Raw genomic sequence first — 25383 nt, 5'->3', positions numbered from 1 at the left:
CGCAGCGGTATAGATTTGCCGAAACGGTGGACGGCTGGTCTGACGGAGGTCGAGCGCCGACTACTGCTCGAAGAGGTCGCGCGAATCTCTGCGGAGCTGTCGGACTTGCGATGCCGCTGTCGGTGGCGTGGATCCGCATGGCGGGTGAACTTTCGCGGGTGTTGAAGGCCGCTGTGACAGTGTTCAGCCCGTGGGCGACGAAGTCGGCGGGGCAGGGCGGGGGTCAGTGACGGTCGGCGAAGGCGTCGACGCCGGTGAGCTGGGCCGACACGGTCCACAACCGGCCGGCCTGTTCGGGGTCAGCGGCCCAGGGGTGGACTCCGTGCTTCATGGCGTCGGGGGCGCTGGGGTCGACGATTTCCGCTACCTCACAGTCTTCGAGGTAGACGCCGCCCATGCCCTCGAGCTTGGGCGAGCTCACCGCCCATGCTGCTGTAGCGGCGCCGGCCTCGGCGGACTTCCAGGTGATGAGCTCGTTGCCATCCTCGTCGATCCAGCCGAGCTGGATCTGGTCTTCGTGGGCGACGTAGCGTTGCAGATTGGTACGGATACCGCCCGGGTTCAGGGAGAAGGCTCGAACGCCTGACGCTTGGCCTAGTTTGTCGAGCTGCAAGGCGAACAAAGCGTTGGCGGTCTTCGACTGCCCGTATGCCTTCCACTTGTCGTAACCGTGGTTGAGCTCAAGGTCATCCCACTGAATGTCGGAGAACTTGTGCCCGCGGGAGGAGAAGGCGGCAACGCGTGCCCCGCCGTCAGCGGACAGCGCCGGCCACAGCCGGTTGGTGAGCGCGAAGTGCCCCAGGTGGTTGGTCGCGAACTGGAGTTCCCAACCGGGCCCGACGCGGGTCTCGGGTGTGGCCATGATGCCGGCGCAGTTGATGAGGATGTCGATGCTGCGTCCTGTGGCCAGGAAGGTGTCGGCGAACCGCGCGACGGAATCCAGGTCGGCGAGATCGAGTTCGCTGACCTCGACGTGGTCGATGCCGGCGAGGTTCTTGGTCGCCTCGTCGGGTCGTCGTGCGGGCACGACGACGGTGGCGCCTGCGGCGGTCAGCGCTCGGACGTCCTCGAGTCCGACACCTGAGTAACCGCCGGTGACGACGGCGAGCCTGCCGTTCAGATCGATGCCCTCAAGGACGTCAGTGGCGGTGCTGCCGGCAGTGAATCCGCTTGCGATGGGGCGCTGTGCGGTCGGTGTGTATGTGGTCATGACCTGGACGCTAGGACCTGCCGTGTCGGCGTGCCACGCTCCGTCGGGGCGCGCCTCGACAGGGCGTGGCAACCCACGCAGCTCCGGTCTAGCGTCGATGACGCCGGTCGCTCCCGTCCGGGCCTGATGAAGGAGATCGCATCGTGCGCTACCGCAAGCTTGGCACCTCGGACCTGGAGGTCTCGGAGATTTCACTCGGGTCCTGGCTCACCTACGCCGGAGGGGTCGAAGCCGACCGGACCCGGGTTTGTACCGAGGCCGCGCTCGACGCCGGCATCAACTTCTTCGATACCGCCAACGTCTACGGCCAGGGTGCCGCCGAACTCGCGTGGGGCGAGATCCTGTCCACCCACCCGCGCGAGTCCTACGTGCTCGCTACCAAGGTATGGGGGCGCATGTCCGACACCGACCACGGACTGTCCGCCGCACAGATCAGCAAGCAGATCGACGCGTCCCTACGCCGGCTGCGCACCGACTACGTCGACCTCTACCAAGCCCATCGCTTCGACACGAACGTGCCGATCGAAGAGACCATCGAGGCGCTGCAGAAGGTCGTCGCCGACGGCAAAGCCCGCTACCTCGGATTCAGCGAGTGGACCCCCGAGCAGATCCAGGCGGCGATCGACATCGCCGGGCCGGAACTGTTCGTGTCCTCCCAGCCGCAGTACTCGATGCTGTGGCAGGCCCCCGAAGCCGAGGTGTTTCCCTTGTGCGCGACGAACGGCATCTCCCAGATCGTCTGGTCTCCCCTGGCCCAGGGAGTCCTTACCGGCAAGTACCGATCCGGCCGGCCGCTGCCGCCGGATTCACGCTTCGCCAACGACGCGATGAACGTCTCGATGGACCTCGTGTACCGCGACGACGCCCTCGACGCAGTGCAGCGCCTCGCACCCATCGCCGAACAGGCCGCGATGTCCTTGCCGACCCTGGCGCTGGCTTGGGTGCTGCGCCGCCCCGAGGTGGCCTCCGCGATCACCGGCGCATCCCGGCCCGAACAGGTCCACGCCAACGCCGCTGCCGCGGGCGTCGAGCTAAGCCAGGACATCCTCGACGCCATCGACCTGGCCCTAGGTGACGCCCCGACCACCGGCCAGACCCTCGGCGTCTACGCGACCGAAGGTGTGACCTACCGCAACTGACACAACCGTCTCGGCGGAAAGCATCTGACCATGCGTGACATCGACGGTACGTCGGTACTGCTCACGCCATCCTCCCACGCACTGCGTGGCGTCCCTGGCGCGGACGACAGGCGGGCTACGCTGCAACCAACCCCGATCGGCGCACCGGCGCCGCCCTTGCGTCCTCGTGGCTGGGCTCGAAGGCAGCGATCGCCCGTGCACCTTGCAGTTGACCAAGGCTGCTCGGACACCGGTCCGGCCCAAGGTGGTCCTCGCGCGGCGAGGCTTGACCGTTCGTGGCCTCCTATCCTGAAGGGCGTGACGACCAGCGACAACCCGCTCGGGGACTTCCTCCGCGCCCGGCGCGAGCTCATCGATCCCGCGGATCTTGACTTGCCCGACTACGGCCGACGGCGTGTCAAGGGTCTGCGACGTGAGGAACTCGCGCTTCTCGCCGGCGTGAGCAGCCACTATTACGCCCGTCTGGAGCAGGGGCGCGACCGGCACCCATCCGACCACGTCCTGGACGCTTTGGCCCGCGTGCTCGGGCTCAACGACGAAGCCGCCGGCCACTTGCGCCGCTTGGCGCAACCCGTACCGCCGCGCCGCAGGCGGTCGCGCCGAGTCGAGAAGATCCGTCCCGGACTGACGCATCTGTTGCATCTGTGGGCCGGCCAACCAGCCGTGGTGGTGGGCCGCTACCGCGACGTTCTAGCCGCCACCGACCTGGCTCAAGTGGTCAACTCCGGCTTCATCCCAGGCCGTAACCTGCTGCGCCATACCTTCCTCGACCCGGAGGCCCGCGAGATCTACCTCGACTGGGAACAGATCGCCGAGGGAGCGGTCGCGGGCCTGCGCGCCTCGGCCGGCACTGAGCTGGACGACCCGCGGCTCACCGATCTCGTCGGTGAGCTGTCGCTGAAAAGCGAGGACTTTCGTCATATGTGGGCGCGCCACGACGTCCATGAACGAACACGTGGCGCCAAGCGATTCAACACCCCGTTCGTCGGTGAGATCACGCTGGACTACGAAAGCTTCAGCGTGAACGGCGCTTGTGGCCAGACGCTATTTGTGTTCTTCTCTCAGCCGGACAGCGTCAACGAGCAAGCCTTGACGCTCTTGGCTGGTATCGCCCGGCAACGCACGGTCGGCGGCCCGACCGAGGCCGCTACCGCCCACTCCAACGGTGTCGATGACTCGGCACCGGCATAGGCCACAAGTCGTCCACGACGACGGCCTCGAACCGTCAGCGCCACGCGATCGGTGCTCAACCAGCGAACAGCCAGCTGAACACTCTGGGTCGCCCCGGTCCGGCGCGGCCACCGGGGAACAGCCAGTCGGCGTCGGGGTTGGCGGCGGTGTTCATGTTGGCGCGGGTGACGGTCAGTTCCAGGAGCATCGGCGAAGGGCTCGGGTACCGGGGTGGGCGGGTTGCCCAGGCGTAGGAACACCTGGCCGTCGCGGCTGTGAACGTCCCGGATGGTGAGGCGGACCAGGCGGGCGACGGGCTGGGCATACAGCAGCACGAGGCAGGCCGCGACGCGGGTGCGCAGCGTGATGGACTCATCGGTCAGGAAGCGGCGTAGCAGGACCAGGCGGCGGTCCTGGCTGATGGGGGCGCGGTCGTTGCGCGCGGTGGGTGGCAGGTCCAGGCGGGGCATGTGGCCGCCGCCCATGGCCCACTCGGCGAAGGCGCGCAGCCGTATCGGGTCGCGGTGGTCGGTGTGCGGCCCCTGAGACTGGTGACCTCGCATAATCGATCGGCGCGTATTCGGCCGCTGGCTTGCTGGGCGGTGACGGTCGGTGGGGGCGCTCAAGGCGGCAGCGGTCCGGTTCCAAGCGTTGAGGATCTTGCCGTGGTGGAGGCCGTCTATGAGCAGGTGGTTTTAGCGCATGCCTCGAAGGTCGCGCGCCCAATCGGCTTTGGTCAGCGCGTACTCGACCATGCCGTGCTCGAAGCCTTCGACGGCGTCCAGCCCGTCGCGGTGGAAGGTGCGCACGAGTGTCAGGCCGGCCTTCTCCATCATGCGCCGCGAGCCGAGATTGACCGTCATCGTCTCGGCGACCACCCGTTCCACCCCCAACTCGGTGAAACCCTTGCGGATCAGCGTGCGCGATCCCTCGGTGGCGTAACCCTTGCTCCAGGCCGACCTGCGTAGCCGGTAGCCGAGCTCGATCTCGCCGTTCCCCGGCGCCCCGGTTCTGGCGGGTACGCGCGCCGGTCGCACGGTGCCTGTGGTCGTCACCCGCGGCGGAAGCACCACGACCGGTCATCGCGCGCGGCAGCGGCGTCGCGCGCCGACATCGCCGTGACGATCTTGTGAACCGCCTGCGCGCAGCCCGTGCGAACGGTGTTGCGTCGGCCTGATCGAGTGCCGTTCTTGCGTTCCACCGGCGCCAGCAGCCCCGTCACATACGCCCGCGCCTGCCGGCGCGGTTCCACCCGCCCGAACCGGCCCGCGACTCGTGCGAACAGCGCGTCCAGCCCCGACACCCGCACCTGCAGATCGTCAGCAGTCACCACATCCGCCACGCTTTACGCAAGGAATCACGAAATCAGGCTGTAGCAGTCTGACTTCGTGATTCTTGAGCCAGCGGCGCCAGTAATGACTGCTGCGGGCTCGGGTCTGGTGCTGGCGGCGGTGGCGTGACCAGGAGAGAGTGAAGTCCAGTGGGCGGGTGACGCCGCTGGTCAGGTGTGCCAGGAGACGACGGATCTCCGCTGGTGTGAGGCGGACCAGGCCGTTAGTGCTTTTGGGGCGTGGGCGGCGGTGACGGCCAGGTAGGCGTGGGCGAGCATGGCCAGGGTGATGTGGCGGTGCCAGGCGTCGTAGCGGCGGACCTGGTAGTGGTCGAGGCCGGTTTCGTTCTTGGCGGTCTGGAAGCACTCCTCGATGGCCCAGCGGGCCCCGGCGACGCGGATGAGTTCGTCGACGGTGGTGCCGACGGGGCCGTGGCACAGGTAGTAGGCAATCTCCAACTCACCCTTGGTGTTGGGCGTCAGAGCCCGTCGGGCGAGGAGCCATCGCTGGTAGCCGGGTTCGGCGTCGACGTGCACGGTGGCCAGTGCCCAGTCATACAGCCGTGGGCCCTTGGAGCCATCGCTGCAGGACAGGCGCTTCCAGGCCTCGGGTGGGGCGTCGGCGACCAGGGAGTCGGCGCGGGTGTCCCCGCCGGCGAGGCCCTTGGCGACGACCTGACTTTTGGGCACCGCGACCACGTAGTTCACGCCGCGTTGCTCCAGGAAGTGCCGGAATTTGTAGTCCATTCCGTAGGCTTCGTCGGCCGTCGCCCACGAGATGGGCGTCCCCGCGTCCAGGGCCCTGGCGAGCATCTGCCGGGCCAGGACCGTTGGCTTTCCTTGCGTCTTCGCTGATCGCGAAGAAGAGCAGGCCGAAAAGGCTCGAGCCGACGGACGCGAGGGCCAGCAGCGCGAGCAATGCCTTCCAGAAGAGGCGGGATCTGCCGGACTCGTGGAAGACGGCCCGGAAGGTGTGGGCGCTCTCGGCCGCCGGTTTATCGAGCCTGGGCGGCGCGGAGGGCGGAGTCGGTTCTTCGATCATGTCGGTGATCGTTGCGGGTAGCCAACCGGGGTCGGCGAGATGGTCGTTGGACAGGTCATCGAGGACCTCGTGTGCGGTGGGCCGTTCGGCTGGGTCCTTGGCCAGGCAGCGGCTGATCAGCGGCCTGATGTCCGGCGGGACCGCGGTGAGGTCCGGTTGTTCGTGGATGACCTGGTGCATGGCGGCAGAGTCGTCTGCCGCGTAGAACGGGCTCTTCCCTGTGGCGGCGAACACCAGGACGCACCCGAGAGAGAACACGTCGCTGGCCGGCCCGATCTGCGCCGAATCGCCGCGAGCCTGCTCCGGCGACATATACGCCGGGGTGCCGACGCGCTGGCCGGCCGCCGTGACCGACGTACGGTCCAGAGCGCGGGCGATCCCGAAGTCGATCATGCGTGGGCCGTTGGCCGCGAGCAGCACGTTCGCCGGTTTCAGGTCGCGATGTACCAGATCGCAGAGGTGGATCACCGCCAGCCCTTTGGCCAGACCGGCGCCGAGCCGCCGGACCGTCGCGAGCGGCAGCGCGCCATGCTCCTCCACGGCCTGACGCAACGAGGGTCCGGGCACGTATTCGGTGGCCATCCAGGGAGTCGCCGCGTCCGGATCCGCGTCGATCACCGCGGCGGTGAAGAATCTGCCGACTCGTTTCGCCGACTCGATCTCGGTGGCGAAGCGCTTACGGAAAGCCGGGTCGGTGCCGTACTGCGGGGAGATGACCTTCACTGCGACGGGCCGGTCACCGGACCAGCCGAGGAACACGGTGCCCATGCCGCCCTGGCCGAGGCGTCTGGTGAGGCGGTATGGACCAACCGTGCGCGGGTCATCGGGTAGAAGGTCGCCGAGGGTCACTCGCGCAGCCCCATCCCCGTCCATGTTCATTTCGCGCTCCGTAGCCCACCTGACCGTCGTCCCCACAAGAATGACGCTCAGCGTGCCCAGCCGGTTTCCCACCGCAGCAGCGGACACCTGGGCTCGGGCAGGTTCAGCGGTGGAACCCACCCGACCCCAGGTCGTCTCTCTAGTCGGTCCGCCGGTGAAGATCGCACCCTAGCTCCGCAGCTTGGCGGTGCAGTGCAGATCCGTGACGGGCAACTTTCCGTCGGCGAGGAACGCGACGGTGGCGGTGTCGGCGCACGTCGAGCCCACGTTGTAGACGTAGTGGCCGCCGTTGTAGCAGGGCTATGGTCGACGACCGCATCGGTGGGCGATCAAAGATCAAATAACGCGTTACCGAGGCCGTGGTTGCTCGGTGGTTGCTCGGATGCCATGAAACGGCCCGTCAGCCAGCGGCATGACCCGGCACCAGAACCGGCAGAGTCCCGGACGGACCGGCACAGACTGGCAGCCAGAGCGCCGATCTGACACGAGAGCAGCGGACTCTTAATCCGCGGGTTCGGGGTTCAAGTCCCTGGCGGCGCACCCGTCCTGACCCTGGGCGTTCTCGGTTCCACCGGGAGCGCCCAGTGTCTGTTTTAGGGCGGTCTGGCGACCACGTGTGCTCCATGTGTGCTCGCGTGCCGTGATCTTGGTAAATCCACCCGCGGGCGCCACCGGACCGCCGGGGTACGACCGCCAGCCAACTGCCGACGAACACGCACACCTTCAACACCAGCCGTGACCTGCGCGCGACGTCATGCGGCTCTTCGCGCCGAGGGTTCGCATTGCGGCCCTGTGTTGAGTGGTCCAGTGTGTCCTCCGGCGCGGTGCCCGGTCGACATCAGGCGTGCAGGGTGCTGCCGACCTCGGCCAGTGCCTCGATGGTGACCCGCACGGAGGGGCGTACCGCGGCCTCCGGACGCCACACCGCGTAGATCCTGCGGGTGAGGCTCGGTTCGACGGGCAAGGCCACCACGTCCTTCGGGAGGTGACCCAGGCCCAGGCTGGGGACCATCGCGAGGCCCACGCCGGCGGAGACCAGGGCGATCTGGGTGGGGTGTTCGGCCACCATGTGCACGATGCGTGGTTCCGCGCCCTGCTCCCGCATGGTGTGCATGAGCCATTCGTGGCAGGTCGAGCGCTGAGGTCGGCTGATCCAGGATGCGTCGGCCAACTCGCTCACACGTACGGCGGTACGGTCCGCCAGGGCGTGATCCGCGGGCAGCGCCACACATGCCGTGTCCACCATGAGCAGGCGCCTTCGCAGGTTACCGGTCCAGGAGATCGGCATGTGCTCCCAGTCCTGGGCTATACCGACATCCAGCTCGCCGCGCTCCACCTGCGCCAGAGGGGAATCATGGTCCAACTCCCGCACACGGACCTCCAGTTGCGGTGCCCGCTCGGACAGGATGCGCAAGGCCCGCGGCACCACGCCGCGTGCCGCAGTGGGGAAGGCGCCCAGGGACAGCCGGCCCACGGGATGGTCGTTGCGCGACTGGAGCTCGGCCTCGGTCTCGTCGACCAGGGCCAGGATGTGTCGCGCGCGCTCCGCCAGCAACCGTGCGTTGGGCGTGAGTTCCACTCCGCGGCCCGTCCGGGTGACCAGTTGGTGGCCGGTCTCCTGCTCAAGTTTGCGCAGGTGCTGCGACACGGCCGAGGGCGTCAGGTGCAGCACCGCTGCTGCCCCACTGACCGAGCCAAGGGCGGCCACGGCCTGCAGACTGCGAAGTCGATCCAGGTTCAGCACGTTGAACGCACGCTACAAACAGAGCTCACAAAACCTCGCTTGTCCTGGGCTTCTCTCGATCGCAAAGTGGTGGCCATGGACTCAGTCTCCTCCACGACCGAGAGCGCGACCGACAGCGGTGACGGGGTTTCGCCCTCACCTGCAGCGCCTCCCGGTCACCGCCCCAACGGCCGTTTCGGAACCGGCACTCCATCCTCGCCAGCCGAAGCGGCCGAGGGTTCGCCCTCCCGTTCCCGCCGCAGCCTCGACTGGCGCATCCGCTTTCTGCTGCTGGCCCTGGTCTGGGGCCTCAGCTTTCTCTTCGTCAAGGTCAGCGGAGAGGCTTTCGCGCCGCTCCAAGTCGCCCTGGGACGGGTGGCGCTTGGAGCCTTGGCGCTGCTGATGGTGCTCGCGGTCAAACGTGATGCGCTGCCCCGTAGGCCGGTCCTGTGGTTGCATCTCGCTGCCGCGGGCTTCCTGCTCAACGCCCTGCCGTTCACGCTCTTCGCCTACTCGGAGGAGCGCATCACCTCCGCGCTCGCCGGGATCTGCAACGCCACGACACCGCTGTTCACGCTGCTCGTGGCAATCAGCGCACTACCGAACGAGCGGCCCAACAGGAACCGGCTGGCGGGCATGGCCATCGGCTTTCTGGGCGTCCTCGTGGTCTTCGGCGTCTGGAACGGCGCCGACGTCGGCGATCCGGTGGGCGCGGGCCTCGCACTGACGGCCGCGCTGAGCATGGGCGCCGGCTGGGTGTACGTCCGTCGTTTCCTCACGGACTCCGGACACTCCAGCGTCTCCCTGTCCGCGGCTCAGCTGACGGCCGGGGCCGTCGAACTGGGCCTGGTCACACCGTTCCTCACCTCGCTGCCCCGCCAGTTCCCGCTCGCTCAGTCCCTGTCGCTCCTCACCCTCGGCACGGTGGGTACGGGCGTAGCCTTCTTGATCCAGTACGGGCTGGTGCGTGACGCGGGTGCCACGGTGGCGTCCATGGTGACGTACCTCGTGCCCATCATCTCTACCGTCGCCGGCGTCCTCGTGCTGGGCGAAATGCTGAACTGGCACCAGCCGGTAGGCGCTGTGGTTATTCTCGCCGGCGCCGCACTGTCACAGCGCCCCGTTTCTTCGCAGTAATCGCATTGAAGAGCTCCGCCGGGACCCGCGCTTCCATGCCCAAATTAATCAACGTGAGATTTCCATGGGCAGCCTCCGAAACGGTAACCCAAAGCAAGAACTTGGACAACGGAAACCCTGCCGGCATCCATTCATCCAGAAACGTCTTCACTTTCATGAACGAACGGATCATCACCCGTCAGATCCACCCCCCAATTACATGCGCCCTGATTCTCCACCAAAAACACCGGTTTACCATTGTATTCGTGCAGGCGCCCGAGAGGAAAAAAACGGTTATAGCGACAGATCAGGGCCGACCATCGACTCGTCACATGACGCGGAGGCATCGGGATTGGCTCTTGTCACTTACGCCGTTGGTGTCCCTATCAGTGGCCTCTGCCATACTCCCTGGCGCTGGTCCGGAGAAGCATACGATGTTCGGCAAATTAATGCGCTACATTCGATAACGGCCGGCGTCTTCGAATATCAGACGTGCTCGTTCTGGCGCGTCTCTGCGACTCGGGTTTCCGGACGGGAGGACCGGCGCAAGGACTTCGAAGACCCGGCGTACAGCCACGTCGTTATATTGGTCATACGACAAGGTGGACTGAAGGATCGCACTCCCATCCGGCAGGTTTTCGATCCGGCAGAAGACGTCGGAGTCGTTCAGCCGTTCAGCTCCGTTGAGGCGTCGCACGATGTCGGCCGGGCAAATCGTCACCCAGCCGTAACCGCGCAAGAATCTGCGCGCCTCCCGCATCGAGACCCGCCGTGGCCGGTTGAGCGCTACATCAAGCGTCGTCTCTCCGTAACCACGGTAATCGTTACCGACCACACCGGACGCAGGACTGACGCGATTCAGCGAGTAGGCGAGAAAGTCAACCCACCGGCGGCAGTATGCCGGATTCGCGAGGTCCTCATCACGCGCAGTGATGTCCGCCGTGAACGCCATCCATTTTCCAGATGGATTGAGATGATCCACCGAAAGAGAACCCAGAAACTTCGAATTCTTTGCGCTACCCCGAAAGATGCTTAGAGTAGTGGAAAACGGCCGTTCACTAAGACTCGAGAGCATCCTCTCCCAATTGGCGCGCGAGTACGGTTGACTCCGCGCCGAATCATCTACCGTCGACGCTCGGGTGATGGTGGCATAAATATCGGATCCCCCTTCGTCCAATTTTTCCAGGAGTTCTGGGCAGATGAACTTGAAGCCGAACGTCAACCAATCACGAGATGCTTCAATCAATTCCTCGTCGCCGGCGCAATCAAAGGACACGTCAGCTCGCAGAAAATTAGAAGACGTCATGTCAAATTCTCCGAATTGATAGCGCGATCTCCGAGTCCGCGTCGTTACCATCAGTATAGCCCGGACCAGGACTAAGGTGTCGTCCACTGGATTCGGGTCCAGGACCGAGCTCGCGACGTCAAAGGATGCTTTCGATCGATCCCGCCCGGTCGAATAAGCGACGACATGCCCGGGTGGCACTAATTGGCCGACCCGGGCAGGTCTGAGTATCAGCAGATCACCACTCGGGCAACGGGACACGGAAGCCCGGGATACGGAAGCCCGGCGCGCGAGGCACCCCTTCCCCAGGGCCCCCCGGGTACGGGTACGGTTGCGCTCCGGTAAGGCATGCAGGGTCCGGATCCCAACCACACGGCCCTGGAGCGGGATTAGGGACCGTCGCGGGCGCACGTTGCTCCGCAACGACAGGGTCCAATACCTGCCTCTTCTTGCTCTTCTCCGATCCATAGAAGCGCATGCCCGGATACTCCGCCTCATCCCAGACACGCTGCCACCCCTCTTTGGAAGGGATGGCTCCAAAACCTAGCCGCCCTCCGGCCTGAACGGCGCGCGGGTCACCGACCTTCTCGAAATAGTCATCGAGCTTGCTGATGTAGCGGGCGAGATCCTTCGGCCCATCCGTCTTTCCATAATTTTCGGTTCCGGGCTTCACCTCCCATATCAGCACACGATTCTGACCCCAGAATATGACATCGGCGGCACCATCATTTCCAGCGATCTTACCGCTAGCACCCTCAATTTTGTTGGCAAGCCTCCCACCTGTTCCGATATCGACGGTGACATACCCCGGTATTCCTTCTTTCGCCGCCCACGCTTGGGCGTGATATGCCGTTTGGCAGACGGCCGCATTGTGGCCGCTCAGCTCACCGAGGTTCGCACAGGCCGTCGAAACATTCGATTTACCGCCGTTGCGGACGACGGTCGTCCCGGCCGCCTCATTCTGATAGGCCTGCTCGCCGCGTTGAACACAGGCGGATTCTGCGGCGTCGTCGGTCGGGCGACAACCGAAGGGGTCGTGACCATCGGACTCGATACTGTTCACCGGATTTCCAGCACCGAACGCATAGCGGTTTCCGGTGAAGGGGTCGGTCGCCAGGTTCAGGTCGTCGAGGGCGCCGTTATAGGTATCGCGTGTGAGGAATTGGTTGAGGCCGGGGTCGTAGTCGCGGAATCCCATGTCGTAGGTGCCGGAGCCGGCATCCCAGCGTTTGGCCTCATACCGGTAGGCGTTGTATGGCTCCTTCGTCGGGTCCTGCGGATCCGGCTTGTCGATGCCGGTGGTCTGGGCGTCGTCGTTTTGGCCGTATGCGGTGTAGCCGTAGGTGGCCTTGGTGTCGCCGCCTGAGTCGGTGATGTCCTCGACGTCGGTGTGGTCGTTGTAGCCGTAGTAGGCGTCTTCCTTAGACCCGTCGGTGTTGGTCTTGACCTGGGACAGGCGTTCGCCCCATGGGGAGTACTGGTAGGACTTGGTGATCTCGCCGGCGACGTCCTCATTCAGGACCTGGTCAGTCAGGCCCAGGTAGCTGTAGTTGGTGGTCTTCTCGTTCACGCCCCCGGGATCGGTGGTCTTGGAGGTGGTGCGGTCGAGTGGGTCGTAGGTGTACTTGGTGGCGGTCAGGGAGCCGACGGAGTTCTGCTGCTCGTGCTGGGCGATGCGGTCGAAGCCGTCGTAGGTGTTGCGTTCGATCACCCTGCCGGCGCTGGTGACAGTGTCCAGGCGGCCGAAGGGGTCGTAGTTGTAATCGGCGGTGGAGCCACCGGTCGCCGAGGTGAGCAGGCGGTTGCGGTCGTAGTTGTAGGTCGTCGTGGTGCCCTTGACGGTCTGGGAGACGACGTTGTTGTTCGCATCGTGGACATAGGTCTCAGTTGAGGTGACGTCCCCGGCCTTGCTGACCTTCGCGATCCGATCCAGCGGATCGTAGTCCCAGGTGGTGGTGGTGTTGATGTACGCCATGTGGTTGTCGGCGTTCATCGTCTTGGCGGCGTCTTGGGTCTTGTCGCCGTTCGGGTCGTAGCTGTAGGTGTGCTCGGAGACGATCGTCCCGTTGGGTTTCTTCTCCACCTGGTGCTGGAGCGAGCCGTCGAGGTAGTAGTCGTCATCGACGGTGTTGCCGTTGTTCTTGGTCTCGATGTCGCGCTGGCCGCGGTCGGTGTAGGTGAAGGTGGTCACCTTCGGAGACGTGTCCGACGCGGAGGCCTTGTCGGTGGTCTTGGAGACCAGGTCCCGGACGTCGTAGTCGTAAGCGGCGGACTCATCGTCGTGGCCGCGGGTGGCCGGTTCGCCGTTCTCGTTGTAGGTGTAGGTGGTGGTGTGCTTGACCGTGCCGGCGGACTTCTCTTCGACCTTGGAGACCTGGTTCAGCCCGTCGTAGGTGACGGTGTAGTCGTCGATCTTTGTACCGGGGCTGTTGTCGGTGATGTCGGTCAGGTTGCCGTTCGGGTCGTAGGCGTAGGCGAAGTCGGTCTTCTCGTTGTCCGTCTCTCCGGTGTTGTCGCGCACGAGCTTGACCGCGTCGGCGAGAACGGTGCCGTTGGCGTTGTCCGAGAGGGTGATCTGCTGGCCCGTGCCGTCGCGTTCGAAGGTGTAGGAGCCGAGGGAGACCCAGGTGCCGCCGCCGGTGGACTGGTTCACGGTCTTCGCCGTCGTCCCGCCCGAACCGTCGTGGACGGTGTAGGAGGCGTTGGTCGCGGCCCCGGAGACGCCGTCGGGGTATTTCGCGTAGACCTGGTAGGTGCCGTCTTGGGGGATGGTCAGGTTCCAGACGAATGAGTCGGCCCCTGTCCCGGCGGGGTGGGTGGCGTAGTCATAGCCCTGGAACCCGGTCCCGGCCGAGGCCGACGTCCAGCCCGTGCCGGTGAAGCCGGCGTTCTGGATGTCGGAGTCATCGACGAGGGCGACCTGCAGACCGACTGGAACCCCGTCATCGCTGCGGCCCTTGAGTTTGCCGTCGGGGTAGTAGCTCCAACCCATCGTCCGCGACGACGATCCGCCGGCCGAGGTGAGGTTCCGGGAGATCTGCTGGCCCAAGTCGTTGTAGCCGTAGGTGGTGACGATGTCCCACGGGTCCGTGGAGGTCCTGGTCCAGCCGTTGTCGAAGTAGGTGTAGGTCGTGTCGTTGCGGACCGTCTGGCCGTTCGACGGCGGCGCGGACACCTTCGACAGGCGGCCGGCGTCGTCGTATTCGTAGATGGTCTTGTCGGCGTGGTTGTAGCGGGCGTCGTTCGGGTCGTAGGGGGTGAGCTTCTCCTTGACCCGGTTCAGCTCGTCATAGTTCGTCTGCTGGACGAAGTCATCGGCCACACCGGTGGTCGCCACACCGCGTGGTGTGATGACCTTGGTTCGGTTGCCGACCTGGTCGTATTCGTACTGGGTGATGTTGTCGACACCGGCCGCGTGGGGGACCTTGACCTGGGTCGGCTTGCCGCGGGCGTCCAGGGTGATGGTGGTCTTGGTGTTGTCCTGGTCGTAGGTGGCCACCGTCAGGCCGTCGCGGTCGTAGTCGGTGGAGGTGGTCTTCCCGGCGGCGTCGGTGACGGTCTTGACCCGATGGTTCAGGTCGTAGCCGTACTTGGTGGTGTAGTCGGTGGTGTCGGCGGTGGCGTTCTTGCGGGGGTCGATGATGGTGGTGACGTTGCCGACGTCATCGTAGGAGTAGGTGAGCTTGTCACCCTTCGCGTTGGTGACCGAGGTCTGCTCGTAGATCTCGTCGTAGCCGAAGTTGGTGACGTAGTCGGTGTCGTCGGTGGTGGTGAGTGTGCCCTTCGGCTGGGTGACCTTGGTGACGTTGCCGGCCTTGTCGTACTCATATGCCGTTGTCCGCGCCGGACCGGTGTCGGTGTCCTTCGGCACGTCGACCGTCGCGGCCTGATCGGCGTTGTCGTAGACGGCGGTGCTCACCGCCCCATTCGGTGCCGTCGACTGCACGACGTTGTCATTGGCGTCATACACCGGAGCCGGTGTGGTGATGTACACCGGAGGTGTCGCGGACTGGTCCTTGGCGACGGTCTTGTCCAGTGGGCGGCCGAAGACGTCGTAGTTCTGGGTGGTGTCATGGCCAAGCGGGTCGGTGACCTTCTTGACCGCACCGCGGACGTCGTAGACGTACTTAGTGGACTTGGTCAGCGGGTCGGTGATGGTCTGCGGGTAGCCGTTGTCGTCGTAGTCCAGGTACTGGGTGGCGTGGCCGTTGGCGTCGGTGGCCTTGCTCAGCTGCCCGTAGCCGTCGTAGGCGTTGGTGCTGGTGTAGTCCCCGGCGGTGGAGGTGGCGTTGCCGTCGGGGTCGGTGACCGACGTCAGGTTCCCCAGCGTGTCGTAGCCGAAGGTGTACAGCCGCCCTTCAGGGCTCTGCTTGGAAGTCAGGTCGGCGAAGTGGCCGCCCAGCCCGGTCTGGTAGCCGAACGTTGTGCCCGGGGTGCCGTTCTTGTTCGCCTCGGCGTCCTTCTGGCTGGTGGGGTAGCCCGTCAGCGGGTCGTACGTCCAGGTCGAGACCGCGCCGTTGTCTTCTTCCAGGCGGGTGACGTTGTTGTCGGCGTCCCAGCCGAGCTTGGTCACCTGGTTCTTGGCGTTGGTCAGCTGGGTGGGGCGTCCGTACCCGTCCATCAGGTACGTGGAGGCGTGGGTTTCGGGGTCGGTGACGGTGGCCTGAATGTTGGACCCGGAGGTGCCGTCGGGGTCGGTGTAGGCGAACCCGGTGTCGTAGCCGAGCCGGTCGGTGACGGTCTTCAAATTCCAGTGGAACTTCGGGTCATCCCCGGTCTGCGGGTAGTAGTAGTCCAGCTTGGTGTCGTGACCTCGCGGGTCGGTGACCTTCACGAGCTTGACGTTCTTGTTCCCCTGGGTGGCGTCGTAGGTGAAGCGGAACGTCTTGGCCTGCGGGTCGCCGGCGCCGTCGACCATCTTGGCCATCAGGCCCTGGGTGGTGTAGGTGAAGGTGATCGTGCGGCCGGAGATGTCGGTGACCGACTTGACGTGGTCGATGATGTGCGGGTTCGACAGCTTCGTGTCGGCGACCTCATTGCCCGCGTCGTCGATGTAGTTGTAGTCGTCGCCCTTGGCGTAGTAGGTGAGGGTGAGGGACTGCCGGCCGGCCGGGTCGGTGATGTAGGTCAGGAACTTGATCGGTTTGTTGTTCGATTTGCGGGCCGCGTAGGTGTAGGTCTGGGTGTTGCCGTTCTTGTCGACGATCGCCGACAGGTAGCCGTCGCAGTCGTAGAAGAACTGCGTACGATCCGGGCGGGTCATCACCCAGGCGCGGGATTCTTCGGTCTTGTTGTCGCAGACGACCTGGCGTTGCAGGTAGTAGTGCACGCCGGCTGGGGCCTTCCACTCCCCTGCCCCGCCGTTGGCGGATGCGTCCCAGGTGAAGGTGTGGCTGGTGCCGTCCCCGTCGGTCATCGTGACCGTGGTCGGATCGGGGTTGGGGTGGAAGTCCAGCGGCGACCCGAGCCGGGCCGGGGCGGCGGCCTGCAGCGACCAGCCGGACCCCATCGACGAATCAGAGGTGTCCTGGGAGTTGTAGGCCATCCGGACGAAGGTGGAGATCCCGCGGCCGGGGTTGTTGATCGGGTTGTAGGACCAGACCGCGTTCCCGGCGTACAGGTTGTCCATCACGGTGCCGCCGGCACCGGTGTTCTTGCCCGCGTACTGGTAGAACTTCTCCAACCCCAGCTGATCCGAGGTCGGGTCCTCCACCGCGACCGCCTGATCCAGGGACCCGATGCCATCGGAGGCCGACAGCCACTGCCCGCTGGTCTTGTCGTACAGGTCCCAGTGCAGGACGTAATCGGTCCGCTTGTTCCCCGAATCCGACTGGATGGGGGTCTTCAGCTGCGCGGCGACGGTGACGGTATCGCCGGGGACGACGTCCTTGGGCAGCGCCGTCTGCAGTTGGTTGCCGCCGTTGGTGACGTCGGTGCCGTCGGGGAGCGTCCAGCGGTAGGACAGGACGTAGTCGGCCTTGGTCCACGTCGTGGCGGTGGTGTCGGACAGGTCGACGTTGATCGTGTACTGGTCGCCGGGGATCATCCGCGACGGCGTGTACGGGGCGTAGTACGTCGAGTCGGTGCCGGTGTCGAGATAGGTGACGAACAACTGCGGCCGCAGATCCGGCTCATCCGCCTCACGCGACAGGAATGTGGCGTGTTCGGCTGGGCTGGTGTCATTCGCCAGCCGGAACAACACCCCATGATTCGATGACGGCGTGGAAACCCAGGACTGGGTGAGCGAGGTGATGGGGAAGGTCCGTCGGGCCGGGTCGTTGGTGATCGGGCCGAAGCTTCCCGCGACCGTGCTGTTGTAGTCCCCGCCCGCCGTCGTCCACGCCGTCGTCGACGTCGCGTTCTTCCACGTCGCGCTGGTCTCGCTGAAATCACGGGTCAGGCCGTGCACGTCGTAGGTGGCTTGGGCGTTGCCGGTCATCCCGGCCGACCACAACGCCACCCGGCCGTCGACGACCTTCGCGCTGGTGGGGATGTCGGTCATCGCCGGGAACTTGATGACCGAATGCGTCACCCCGTAGGTGCCCGAGTCGTTGCCCACCGACAGCCACGCCTGCCCGGCCAGCTTGTCCTCATTCGTCGTCGACTGCGTCGACGACAGCGTCGTATCCGCGGACGCCGGGTAGACCTTCACGGTGCGGCCGGCCTTGGGCAGCCGCACGATCTGCGTCGGCCCGGGGATGACCTGCCCGTCTTTGGTCTTGACCGCGACCATGTAGTAGTACAGGTTCCCGTACGGATCACTCGAGTCCGCCGGTGTCGGCGTCGCGGTGGTGTCGCTGAAGGCGGTGGTGTTCTTGTCCACCGGCGCCACCAGGGTCGCCGCCGACGGGGTGAAGTCCTGGTAGATGCTGCGGTGCACCTGGTACTCGACGATGTCATCCGCACTGCTGCTGGACGGGTCGGTGTAGGCCGGCCAGGTCAAATCCGCACCCGTCGCGTGAATCGTCGTGGGTTCGTTGACCGCCACGCCGTTGCGGCCGTAGGTGATGACCAGCTTCGGGTACTGCGCCGTCTCACCGTTGTAGGCGTAGACGCTGCCCTCATACCGCGGCCCGCCCATCCCGAGCGTCGCCTCATCGGCGGCCTTGAGCACGAACCCGTAGTTGGGATTGGTGCCATCCACCCACGACTGCACGATGTTACGGACCGCGAAGGAGTGCCAGTGACTGCCCTGATCCCCCGCCGGGCGAACCACGCTGCCGTTCTTGGTCCACCGCACCGCGTCCGCGATCACCGAGGTCGACGACGACGCCGGGCCATCGCCCAGGACCACCTTCCCCGCCGACCCGGCCGCGAACGGGTGCGTGCCCAGAGACGCCCACACCCCATTCGTCCCCGACTGCTGATTCACCGCGTATGAAGCGGTCTTGCCACCGTCGTAGGTCACCGTGTACGGCGCGTTCGTCGCTCGGTCGTTCGCCGCCACATAATGCGTCTCGACCTGGTAGTCGCCGTCTTCGGCCAGCGTCGGCCACCAGGTATAGGTGTCCCCGGCGACGTCGTCCTTGTTGTACAGGTAGTCACCGTTGTAGCCGTACTGCGCCAGCGTGCTCGTCGAGGCCGGCCAGGAACCCCTCGCCGCCGTGTGCCCCGACACGCCATTGTCGACGTAGACCCGGTAATAACCCAGCTCACCGACGTTGTTACTCGCGCTGCTCCACGTCGCGGTCGTCTCATCCCACGGCGCGGTGGCCCGGTGCGCCTCGACCGTGACGGCGGAGCTGTTGCTGGTGTGGGTCTGGTCGTAATACATCTGCAGATCTGCCGACAGGACGTGCGTGCCGGCCGGAATCCCGGTCATCGGGAACTTCACCAAAGACCGCGCCACACCCCCCGGCGTGGTCCCCACCGACAACCGCCAGGAGCTCTCATAGTTCGACGCCGGCGTGTCGGACTCGATCATCACGTCCTGGGAGTCTTCGGGCAGCGGCTGCAACACGACCGTCGGATCGATCACCACCGGGTAGACACGCTTCGGATCGTTCAGCCACTTCTGGTCGGCGGTCACGGTGATGTGCAGCAGACCGGCCTTGCCGTCCCAGCGCATCGACTGCGACACCTTCGGGCTCCACGCCTTCCCGTACGGGGAAGAGGCATCGTTGCGCGCGTCGGTCATGAACGGCGTGGGCATCACCAGCACCGGAGGCCCATCGAACCCACCCCGGTAGAACGCGATCGCCCCATCCGGCCGCTGCCAGGCCCGCAACCCCGCCGCCTGCACCGCGAACGACCACGACGCCACCCCCGACGGGGCCTTCGCCAAAACGATGCTCTCCTTCAACGCGTTCGGCTGCACCGCGTAGGTCAGATCCGCACCAGCGGCCGCACCCGCGTAGGTGACCGTGTTGCGATCCGCCTTCGGCATGACCGAACCCGCGCCCTCGGGGCCGAACGTCAACGACGCACCGCCACCAGCGTCGAACCGCACCAGCCGCCCGGCCTTCGAACCGAACAGGCTGCGGAAACTGTTGGTGGCGTTGCCGTAGGAGAACCCGCTCGCATCACTCTTGATGACCTTCGTGTCGATCGGCTTCCACCCATGACCGGCCCGGTAGTTCACCGGCTGCGCAGAGATCTCCGCCTGAACCGAACCGTCCGACAGCTTGTAGTAACGGGCATTGGCGGTCCGCCGGCCCGTCAACTCCCCCACCCGCTTGGCCGGCGGCACCTTCTGCCCCTTGGGCACCGGATCCCGGCGCGGCACCCCACCGACCTTCAAATCCCGCTGCTTGGGCGCCTTCTTGCCCTCGTGCAGGCCCCACAGCCGATCCCACCAGTTCCGCTTACTCGCCGGCTTCCAATCCCCACCCGCCTGCGCCCCCGGCGGGCGTGCCGTCTCCGCCCGCGCCGGCAACGCCGGGGCCAACGCCACCACCAGCGCGAGGACCAGCACCCGCGCCAGCCAGTTCCACCGCTTCGTCCACAGCAACCGGCTCACCGAAGAACTCCACTCTCGCCAGGGCAGGCGAAAACAGGCACGCCAAAATGACGCACCGGAATCCGAACACGGAATAGGGTGAAAATTGAGAAGGGCTGACAGGTCAAAGGAGATGGCGGTGCTTCAACGCCGCCGGTTCACGTCGGACCACGCGCAGGCGGAACAACCCTGACCACCAGACCCTCCCAACGACCGAGCCGCGCGGGACAGGCCAGGCGGCGATCAACAAACGAGCGGATCATCACCCGTCAGCAAAGAACCAGTCAAGACCAGTCAAAGCGGGCAAACAGCAGCGCGTCAGCCCCTTTGGAAAAAGGCATGAAAATCCCCCGCTTTAAGCGCGCCGCCTCGACGGCATGTCACACCGTCGGGCAGTAATGGCAGGATCCGGCCAAACACCACCTCAAAGATCAACAGAGCGCGCGCAAAGCCATGCGATCCGTGACGGAACAGCGGACGGACAGCGGCCACGAACGGCCACATCTGGACGGCCCACCCTCAGCATCACAGCCGGTCCGCATCACATACCGAAGAAGCCGGTCGCTCACCGGTTGCCCTCATCCGGCGGTCAGCGGGCACTTTCGACGGCACCCGCGAACGTGTGTACGGGGCCCTCTCATACCGAGCCTGAGCCGCCCTCGGGAACGCCGTGCATTGGCACATGCTGGGCGTATCCGCACACCACGCCTACCCGGGGGCAATCATGGACACGAGAGGATCGATCTACAAGCGATGCGGGTGTCGCACCGGCGCAGGAACCCAGCTCGGCCGACGATGCCCGAAGCTGCACCGGCGGGGACATGGAAGCTGGTACTACGCCCTGGACATCCCCGCCGGGCTGAGCGTCGGCCGGCGCCGTATCCGGCGAGGCGGCTTCACCAGCCGCGCAGCGGCCACCCAGGCACTGCAACAGCTGACCGCGCCGGAATCAGGTGATCCGCGCGGACGGTTGCTGACCACCGGGCACTGGCTGCACATGTGGCTGACCACATCTCACTACGACCATCGACACTGCGCGGGTACGCCAGCCACATCAACGACTACCTTCATCCCCATCTCGGCATCATCCCGCTCCAGGACTTGGACATCCGGGGCTGCTCACCGGATCACCCCCACATGCGTCGGGAGCACGGGTACTTCTCCGCCAAGGCCCGGGTGACCTTCGGATCACCCCCACATGCGTGGGAAGCACACCCAGAGCTCTATCTCGAGCTCGGGGTCTGCCGGATCACCCCCACGTGGGGGTGTTCCGTGAGAGCCGGGCCAGGCGCCCGGCTCGACTCGGTCCTCCCACGCACGTGGGGGTGCAGTGGAGATGATCCGGCGTTACAAAAGTCCGGGACGCACGAAGCAGCACCGCGATCAACGCCACATCACCGCACCAGCAGGTACGTGTGCTTGTGCAACACCGCCGCCGCGACGCCAGCGAGTACGACGACGCTAGGCCACTCGAGACGGTCGCCACGGCGGCGCCGAACGCGCGAACCAGGCGTATGCCGATGGACTGCCTACGATCTGCCCACGCCAACAACCTTGAGCAGCGACCGGAGATCACGGCTTGCCGCTCCCGGCGCACACCTTCGACAGCAGTGATGACCTGCGACTTTCGAATGCCCCTCCGCCGGCCTTGGCCCGGCGGTCGATGACATGGCGGGCGGCTCAGCGCGGCTGCCCGTTCGGATGCAGAACGACCTTCGTCCAGCCGGGGTCCCGATGGTCGAAGTGCTCATAGCCCTCCGGCGCCTGCCCCAGCGGGAGCTCGTGCGAGACGACCCACGACGGCCGCGCCCGGCCCGTATGAATGAGGCGCATGAGTTCGCGGTTGTAGGCCTTGACGTTGCACTGGCCGTTTCCGATGCTCTGGCCCTTGAACCAGAACAGGCCATAGTCGAAGGCGACCTCGCCCTCCTTGTAGAGCGGGTCGGGACTCTTCGGGTCCTGCGGCAGGTACACGCCGACGACGCCGATGGAACCGGCGAAGCGTACGGACCTGACCAGGTTGTTCAGCGTCAGGTTCGGGTGCTCATGTCCCTCCGGGTCATGGGCCTGGTAGCCGACGCACTCGCAGCCACGGTCGGCGCCCATGCCTTCGGTCTGATCCATGATCGCCTCGACGGGGGCCACCTTCGAGTCGTCGATCGCGATGGCGCCGATCTCCTCGGCGAGCTTGAGCCGGTCCGGATGCCGGTCGACGACGAAGATCTTGCTCGCGCTCTTGAGCGTCGATGACAGGGCCGCCATCAGGCCGACCGGCCCGGCGCCGTAGATGGCGACCGTCTCGCCGGCCCGTACGTGGGCGAGCTCGGTGGCGTGCCAGCCCGTCGGGAAGATGTCGGCCAGCATGACGTAGTCCGTCTGCCGTTCCTCCGCCTCCGGCGGCAGGATGAGGCAGTTGAAGTCGGCGTAGGGAACGCGGAGCAGTTCGGCCTGGCCGCCGTTGTAGGGCCCCATGTCCGCGAAGCCGTACGCGGCTCCCGCTACGTTCGGATCCGGGTTCGCGATGAGACAGAAGGCGGTGAGCCCCTTCTCACAGTTCTCGCAGAAGCCACAGCTGACGTTGAAGGGCATGCACACCAGATCGCCGACCTTGACCCGGTCCACGGCCTCGCCGACCTCCACCACCTCACCGAGGTTCTCGTGGCCGAGCACGCGACCGGTCTCCAGGTCCGTACGACCCTCGTACATGTGCAGGTCCGAACCGCAGATGTTGGTCGTCGTAATCCTCACCAGCGCGTCTGTGGCCCGTTCGATCCTCGCGTCCGGCACCTCCTCGACCCCGACCGTACGCGGTCCCTCGTAGACAACGGCTCTCATGGCGAATACCTCGATCTAGTCGATCAATGGAATAGCGGCCGCCAAGTAATGTCGCTGTCAGCGACCCCCAACAATCACCCAACGCCTGTCGGAGATAGGGATATCCGCAGGCCAGTGCCCCTATTTCGAGCTTCCCACCTTTCGCACCGGTGTCAACGGAGACGAAAAAGCTTTACTCCGGCATGGCTCCGGTGATCGATTCGCGCCTCGGCGGCGAACCCGCGGGCGGCGGCGCGGGCCGTGCCAAGCCGCCATCGACGCGACCGAAGCCGCCCATGCGTCGTGGTCACCCTCCGCCGGGCCGGCCGGTCACCGTCGCGCGGCTGAGTTCCCTGAGTCGCTCGGCATCAGCGATCAGCCCGTACACCATGTCGCGAGTGCCTGCAGCACCCGCAGGCTCCGCCGAAGTTGCACCGGGGGCGAGGTGGCCGACGAGTCCGGCCCGGCGCCGGCCGGGCGGCTCCGGTGAGCGTTGATCGCGGATGCCGACTTCGGCCTGCGGCGTTGCCGAACCCGGGTAGGGAAAGGCGAGAACCTCGTCGGCGCCCTGGTCAAGATGGTCGGCGACTTCACGCGCGGCGGTAGCGATGGCACCGACCGGGACGGCGGCGAAGGACGCCGGCGATGTCAGGCGTTCTCGTAGCCGCCGCGCGGCTCTGCCCGTCTCACCGATGCGCGAGATCTGTTCGTCGGGTGACGCGGCCTTCCGCCTGAGCCTGGTGCCGGCCGCTTCGAGCGTGGCGGCGGCCGACGTTGCCTTCCGGAACGCGCCGCGGATCCGGGCCTCGCGCCCCCTGGACGATTCGGCGACCGCACGCGCGAGAACGGCATGGGTGTGCAGCAACCGGGCCAGCCGCTCGGCTATCCGCCGCTGTATCCCGGCCGGGAACAGCAGTTGTGCGAAGAGCATCGCGAGCAGGGCGCCCGCGAGACTGAGTACGACGCGCAGGATCCCGGCCCGCCAATTCAGCGGCGCGGTGAAGTCGATGAGGAGCATGGTCATCGGCGTGCCGAGCGTGATCCAATAGCCCGTGTTCACCGGTTTGAGCGTGAACCCGAGCGCGCCGCTGATGAAGATCAGGGCGAGGAGGGTGATCCGCCCGGGCGCGAGTGCCAGGGCGACGGCGGCGGCCATGGCGCCGACCGTGGTGCCGACGGCCTGCTGCAGGACCATCCGCACCGTGTCGGTGTACGAGTCGCGCAGGCTGAACAGTACGGTCACGATCAGCCAGTGCGGGTGAGACAGGTGCAGTCCGACGGCCAGGATCATTGTCAGCGCCAGCGCCGTACCCATGCGCGCGGCGTGCCGGAACCGGGGTGATCGGGTCCTGACCGCTTCGACGCACCGGGCCCACCAGGCACGGATCCCGGGCAGTCGTCGCCCGGCGATGCGCCGCTCTTGCGCTAGGACCCGGCACACCGTGTCGGCCGACGCGTTCATCCGGCCGATGATCCGGTCGGCGTGGAGGCGCAGCGCGACGGTAGGCGGGCCGGCCCGCCCGGCGATACCCCGGCTGTCGTGTTCGCCCAACCGGCGCATCGGGACCGAGCCCGCCGCCACGGTGTCGGGCGGCACGTCCGTGTCCGTCTCGATCGCCATGCCGAGCGTACGCAACCGGACGGCGACGGCGGTGAGGGCGCCTCCGAATTCGGCCTGCCATTCCATCGGATACGGCCGGCTTTCCAGGCGCAGCGCGCCGAGGACGGCTGCCTCACCCATCACCTGGTCGATCGCCGCAATGATCCGAGCCGGTCGCCGCTGTTCCTCAAAGCCGCCCGAGCGGTAAAGGCCGTAGACGATCCGGGCGGAACGAAGGTCCGAATAAGCCGTGGCGCGCCGACGAGACCACTCGTCCGGGTCCAGGTCAGGGGCCGCCAGATCGTCGAGCGTGTCGGCGACCGAACATGCAGCGGCGGCGATACCAGCGCGCAGCGGCCGGAGCCTCCGCACGACCCACGGCGCCAACAGCAGCGCGCAGATCCACGCACCGCCCAGCGTCTCCAGCAGTCCGTTGTACAGCACCGGGCTGGTCGCCGGTCGCAGCGCCGCGACCAGCGTGCACAGCGCCGCCATCGGTCCCAGCTCGGGAATCGCCGCGCCGAACGCCGCGACCGCGGATGTGACCACCACCATCAGCCAGTCATGGCTGCTGACCAGGCCGCCGAGCCAGGAGAACAGCGTGACGACGGCGACCCTGATGATCATCGAGCGGGCACGGGCGCCCTGGGGCCCCTGCGGTGCGATGACCCCGACGTAGAAGGCCCCCAGGGCGACGAGCTGGCTCTCGGCGACACGCCCGGTGATCAGGCCCGCCACCAGCGGGACGCACACGCCGGCGGCGGTCACCAGCCCATAGACCGGCGCCGCGCCGCCCTCGAACGTGGCGAACGCCCGACGCAGCCACAACAGCGATGACACGGTCTGCTCCCCCGGCGACGTGGCAGCGGTCTCCGCCCCTTACCCCACGTCGTTCACGCCTACCCACCACGGTGCCGGAGCTGCGGTCGGCTAAGGCACACGGCCCGCGTAGCCGGGGACGGGGGCCCAGGGAATGAAGCGACCATCAGGCCCCTAGCCAGCCGACACGTTCGGCTGACAGACCACGCCGCCGATCACGACCCGCACCGGCACGGAGATCATGAGCGTCTTCGGCGGCCTGGAGCTGCTCGACCCGGCTCTGGTCTCCTGTTGGCGCTGACGGCCGGAGTTCGCCGA

Annotated in this window: 11 protein-coding genes, 1 tRNA gene and 4 pseudogenes; 4 read left to right on the top strand and 12 right to left on the bottom strand. The window is 66.2% G+C overall.

Annotated features, from left to right (window positions below):
• Window positions 1-223: 223 nt before the first annotated feature.
• Window positions 224-1210: an oxidoreductase gene (locus NE234_RS20405; RefSeq protein WP_252782057.1), complete on the bottom strand. Its 987-nt coding sequence runs from the start codon at window positions 1208-1210 to the stop codon at window positions 224-226.
• Window positions 1211-1353: 143 nt separating this feature from the next.
• Here NE234_RS20405 and NE234_RS20400 point away from each other — a divergent pair, with 143 nt between their 5' ends.
• Both NE234_RS20400 and NE234_RS20395 read left to right on the top strand, forming a co-directional pair.
• Window positions 1354-2349, top strand: coding sequence for an aldo/keto reductase family protein (locus NE234_RS20400; protein WP_252782056.1), 996 nt, complete (start codon window positions 1354-1356; stop codon window positions 2347-2349).
• Window positions 2350-2646: 297 nt separating this feature from the next.
• The gene (locus NE234_RS20395; RefSeq protein WP_252782055.1) at window positions 2647-3540 is read left to right on the top strand and encodes a helix-turn-helix domain-containing protein; all 894 of its coding nucleotides are present in this window, start codon (window positions 2647-2649) and stop codon (window positions 3538-3540) included.
• A 55-nt stretch (window positions 3541-3595) separates the two neighbouring features.
• Here the strand turns inward: NE234_RS20395 and NE234_RS44415 are convergent, their stop codons facing one another.
• The 6 genes and pseudogenes from NE234_RS44415 to NE234_RS20370 all read right to left on the bottom strand — a co-directional run.
• Window positions 3596-3727 carry a hypothetical protein gene (locus tag NE234_RS44415; RefSeq protein WP_256529039.1) on the bottom strand — a complete coding sequence of 44 codons (132 nt, stop codon included), beginning with the start codon at window positions 3725-3727 and terminating at the stop codon, window positions 3596-3598.
• A 487-nt stretch (window positions 3728-4214) separates the two neighbouring features.
• On the bottom strand, window positions 4215-4574 hold the full coding sequence (locus NE234_RS20390; RefSeq protein WP_252782054.1) for a GNAT family N-acetyltransferase: 360 nt from the start codon (window positions 4572-4574) through the stop codon (window positions 4215-4217).
• 128 nt (window positions 4575-4702) lie between these two features.
• Window positions 4703-4849 (bottom strand): annotated as a pseudogene (locus NE234_RS46255) (IS701 family transposase); the annotation flags it as partial.
• A gap of 171 nt (window positions 4850-5020) precedes the next feature.
• Window positions 5021-5677, bottom strand: a pseudogene (locus NE234_RS20380) (IS701 family transposase); the annotation flags it as partial.
• A gap of 277 nt (window positions 5678-5954) precedes the next feature.
• Window positions 5955-6764 (bottom strand): annotated as a pseudogene (locus NE234_RS20375) (serine/threonine-protein kinase); the annotation flags it as partial.
• A 174-nt stretch (window positions 6765-6938) separates the two neighbouring features.
• A pseudogene (locus NE234_RS20370) lies at window positions 6939-7049 on the bottom strand (hypothetical protein); the annotation flags it as partial.
• A 192-nt stretch (window positions 7050-7241) separates the two neighbouring features.
• Between NE234_RS20370 and NE234_RS20365 the strand changes: the two are divergent.
• Window positions 7242-7310: transfer RNA gene (locus NE234_RS20365), tRNA-Lys, on the top strand.
• A gap of 298 nt (window positions 7311-7608) precedes the next feature.
• Here NE234_RS20365 and NE234_RS20360 read toward each other — a convergent pair.
• The gene (locus tag NE234_RS20360; protein ID WP_252782052.1) at window positions 7609-8514 is read right to left on the bottom strand and encodes a LysR family transcriptional regulator; all 906 of its coding nucleotides are present in this window, start codon (window positions 8512-8514) and stop codon (window positions 7609-7611) included.
• Between the two features lie 75 nt (window positions 8515-8589).
• On the opposite strand from NE234_RS20360, the gene NE234_RS20355 reads away from it, so the two are divergent.
• Entirely contained in the window at window positions 8590-9630 is a 1041-nt protein-coding gene (locus tag NE234_RS20355) for a DMT family transporter (RefSeq protein WP_252782051.1), read from the top strand.
• A 433-nt stretch (window positions 9631-10063) separates the two neighbouring features.
• On the opposite strand, the gene NE234_RS20350 is transcribed toward NE234_RS20355, so the two are convergent.
• From NE234_RS20350 to NE234_RS20335, 4 genes are all read right to left on the bottom strand, one after another.
• Complete coding sequence (locus NE234_RS20350) at window positions 10064-10915, bottom strand: hypothetical protein (RefSeq protein WP_252782050.1); 852 nt, start codon at window positions 10913-10915, stop codon at window positions 10064-10066.
• 217 nt (window positions 10916-11132) lie between these two features.
• Window positions 11133-19853 carry a golvesin C-terminal-like domain-containing protein gene (locus tag NE234_RS20345; protein WP_252782049.1) on the bottom strand — a complete coding sequence of 2907 codons (8721 nt, stop codon included), beginning with the start codon at window positions 19851-19853 and terminating at the stop codon, window positions 11133-11135.
• 1659 nt (window positions 19854-21512) lie between these two features.
• A complete protein-coding gene (locus NE234_RS20340; protein WP_252782048.1) occupies window positions 21513-22667 on the bottom strand; it encodes a glutathione-independent formaldehyde dehydrogenase in 1155 nt (384 codons plus the stop codon).
• A gap of 286 nt (window positions 22668-22953) precedes the next feature.
• Complete coding sequence (locus NE234_RS20335; RefSeq protein WP_252782047.1) at window positions 22954-25086, bottom strand: FUSC family protein; 2133 nt, start codon at window positions 25084-25086, stop codon at window positions 22954-22956.
• Between the last annotated feature and the right edge of the window lie 297 nt (window positions 25087-25383).

Origin of the sequence: Actinoallomurus rhizosphaericola (genome assembly GCF_024055675.1) — a bacterium.
Lineage (GTDB): Bacteria > Actinomycetota > Actinomycetes > Streptosporangiales > Streptosporangiaceae > Actinoallomurus > Actinoallomurus soli.
Note: the sequence above shows the minus strand (reverse complement) of the source record. Positions and strands in the feature narration are given on the sequence as shown.

What these genes read in the sequence shown, in the direction of transcription:
- NE234_RS20340 (WP_252782048.1), bottom strand. Translation starts at nt 22,667, where the DNA reads ATGAGAGCCGTTGTCTACGAGGGACCGCGTACGGTCGGGGTCGAGGAG.
- NE234_RS44415 (WP_256529039.1), bottom strand. Translation starts at nt 3,727, where the DNA reads ATGCTCCTGGAACTGACCGTCACCCGCGCCAACATGAACACCGCCGCC.
- NE234_RS20355 (WP_252782051.1), top strand. Translation starts at nt 8,590, where the DNA reads ATGGACTCAGTCTCCTCCACGACCGAGAGCGCGACCGACAGCGGTGAC.
- NE234_RS20350 (WP_252782050.1), bottom strand. Translation starts at nt 10,915, where the DNA reads ATGACGTCTTCTAATTTTCTGCGAGCTGACGTGTCCTTTGATTGCGCC.
- NE234_RS20405 (WP_252782057.1), bottom strand. Translation starts at nt 1,210, where the DNA reads ATGACCACATACACACCGACCGCACAGCGCCCCATCGCAAGCGGATTC.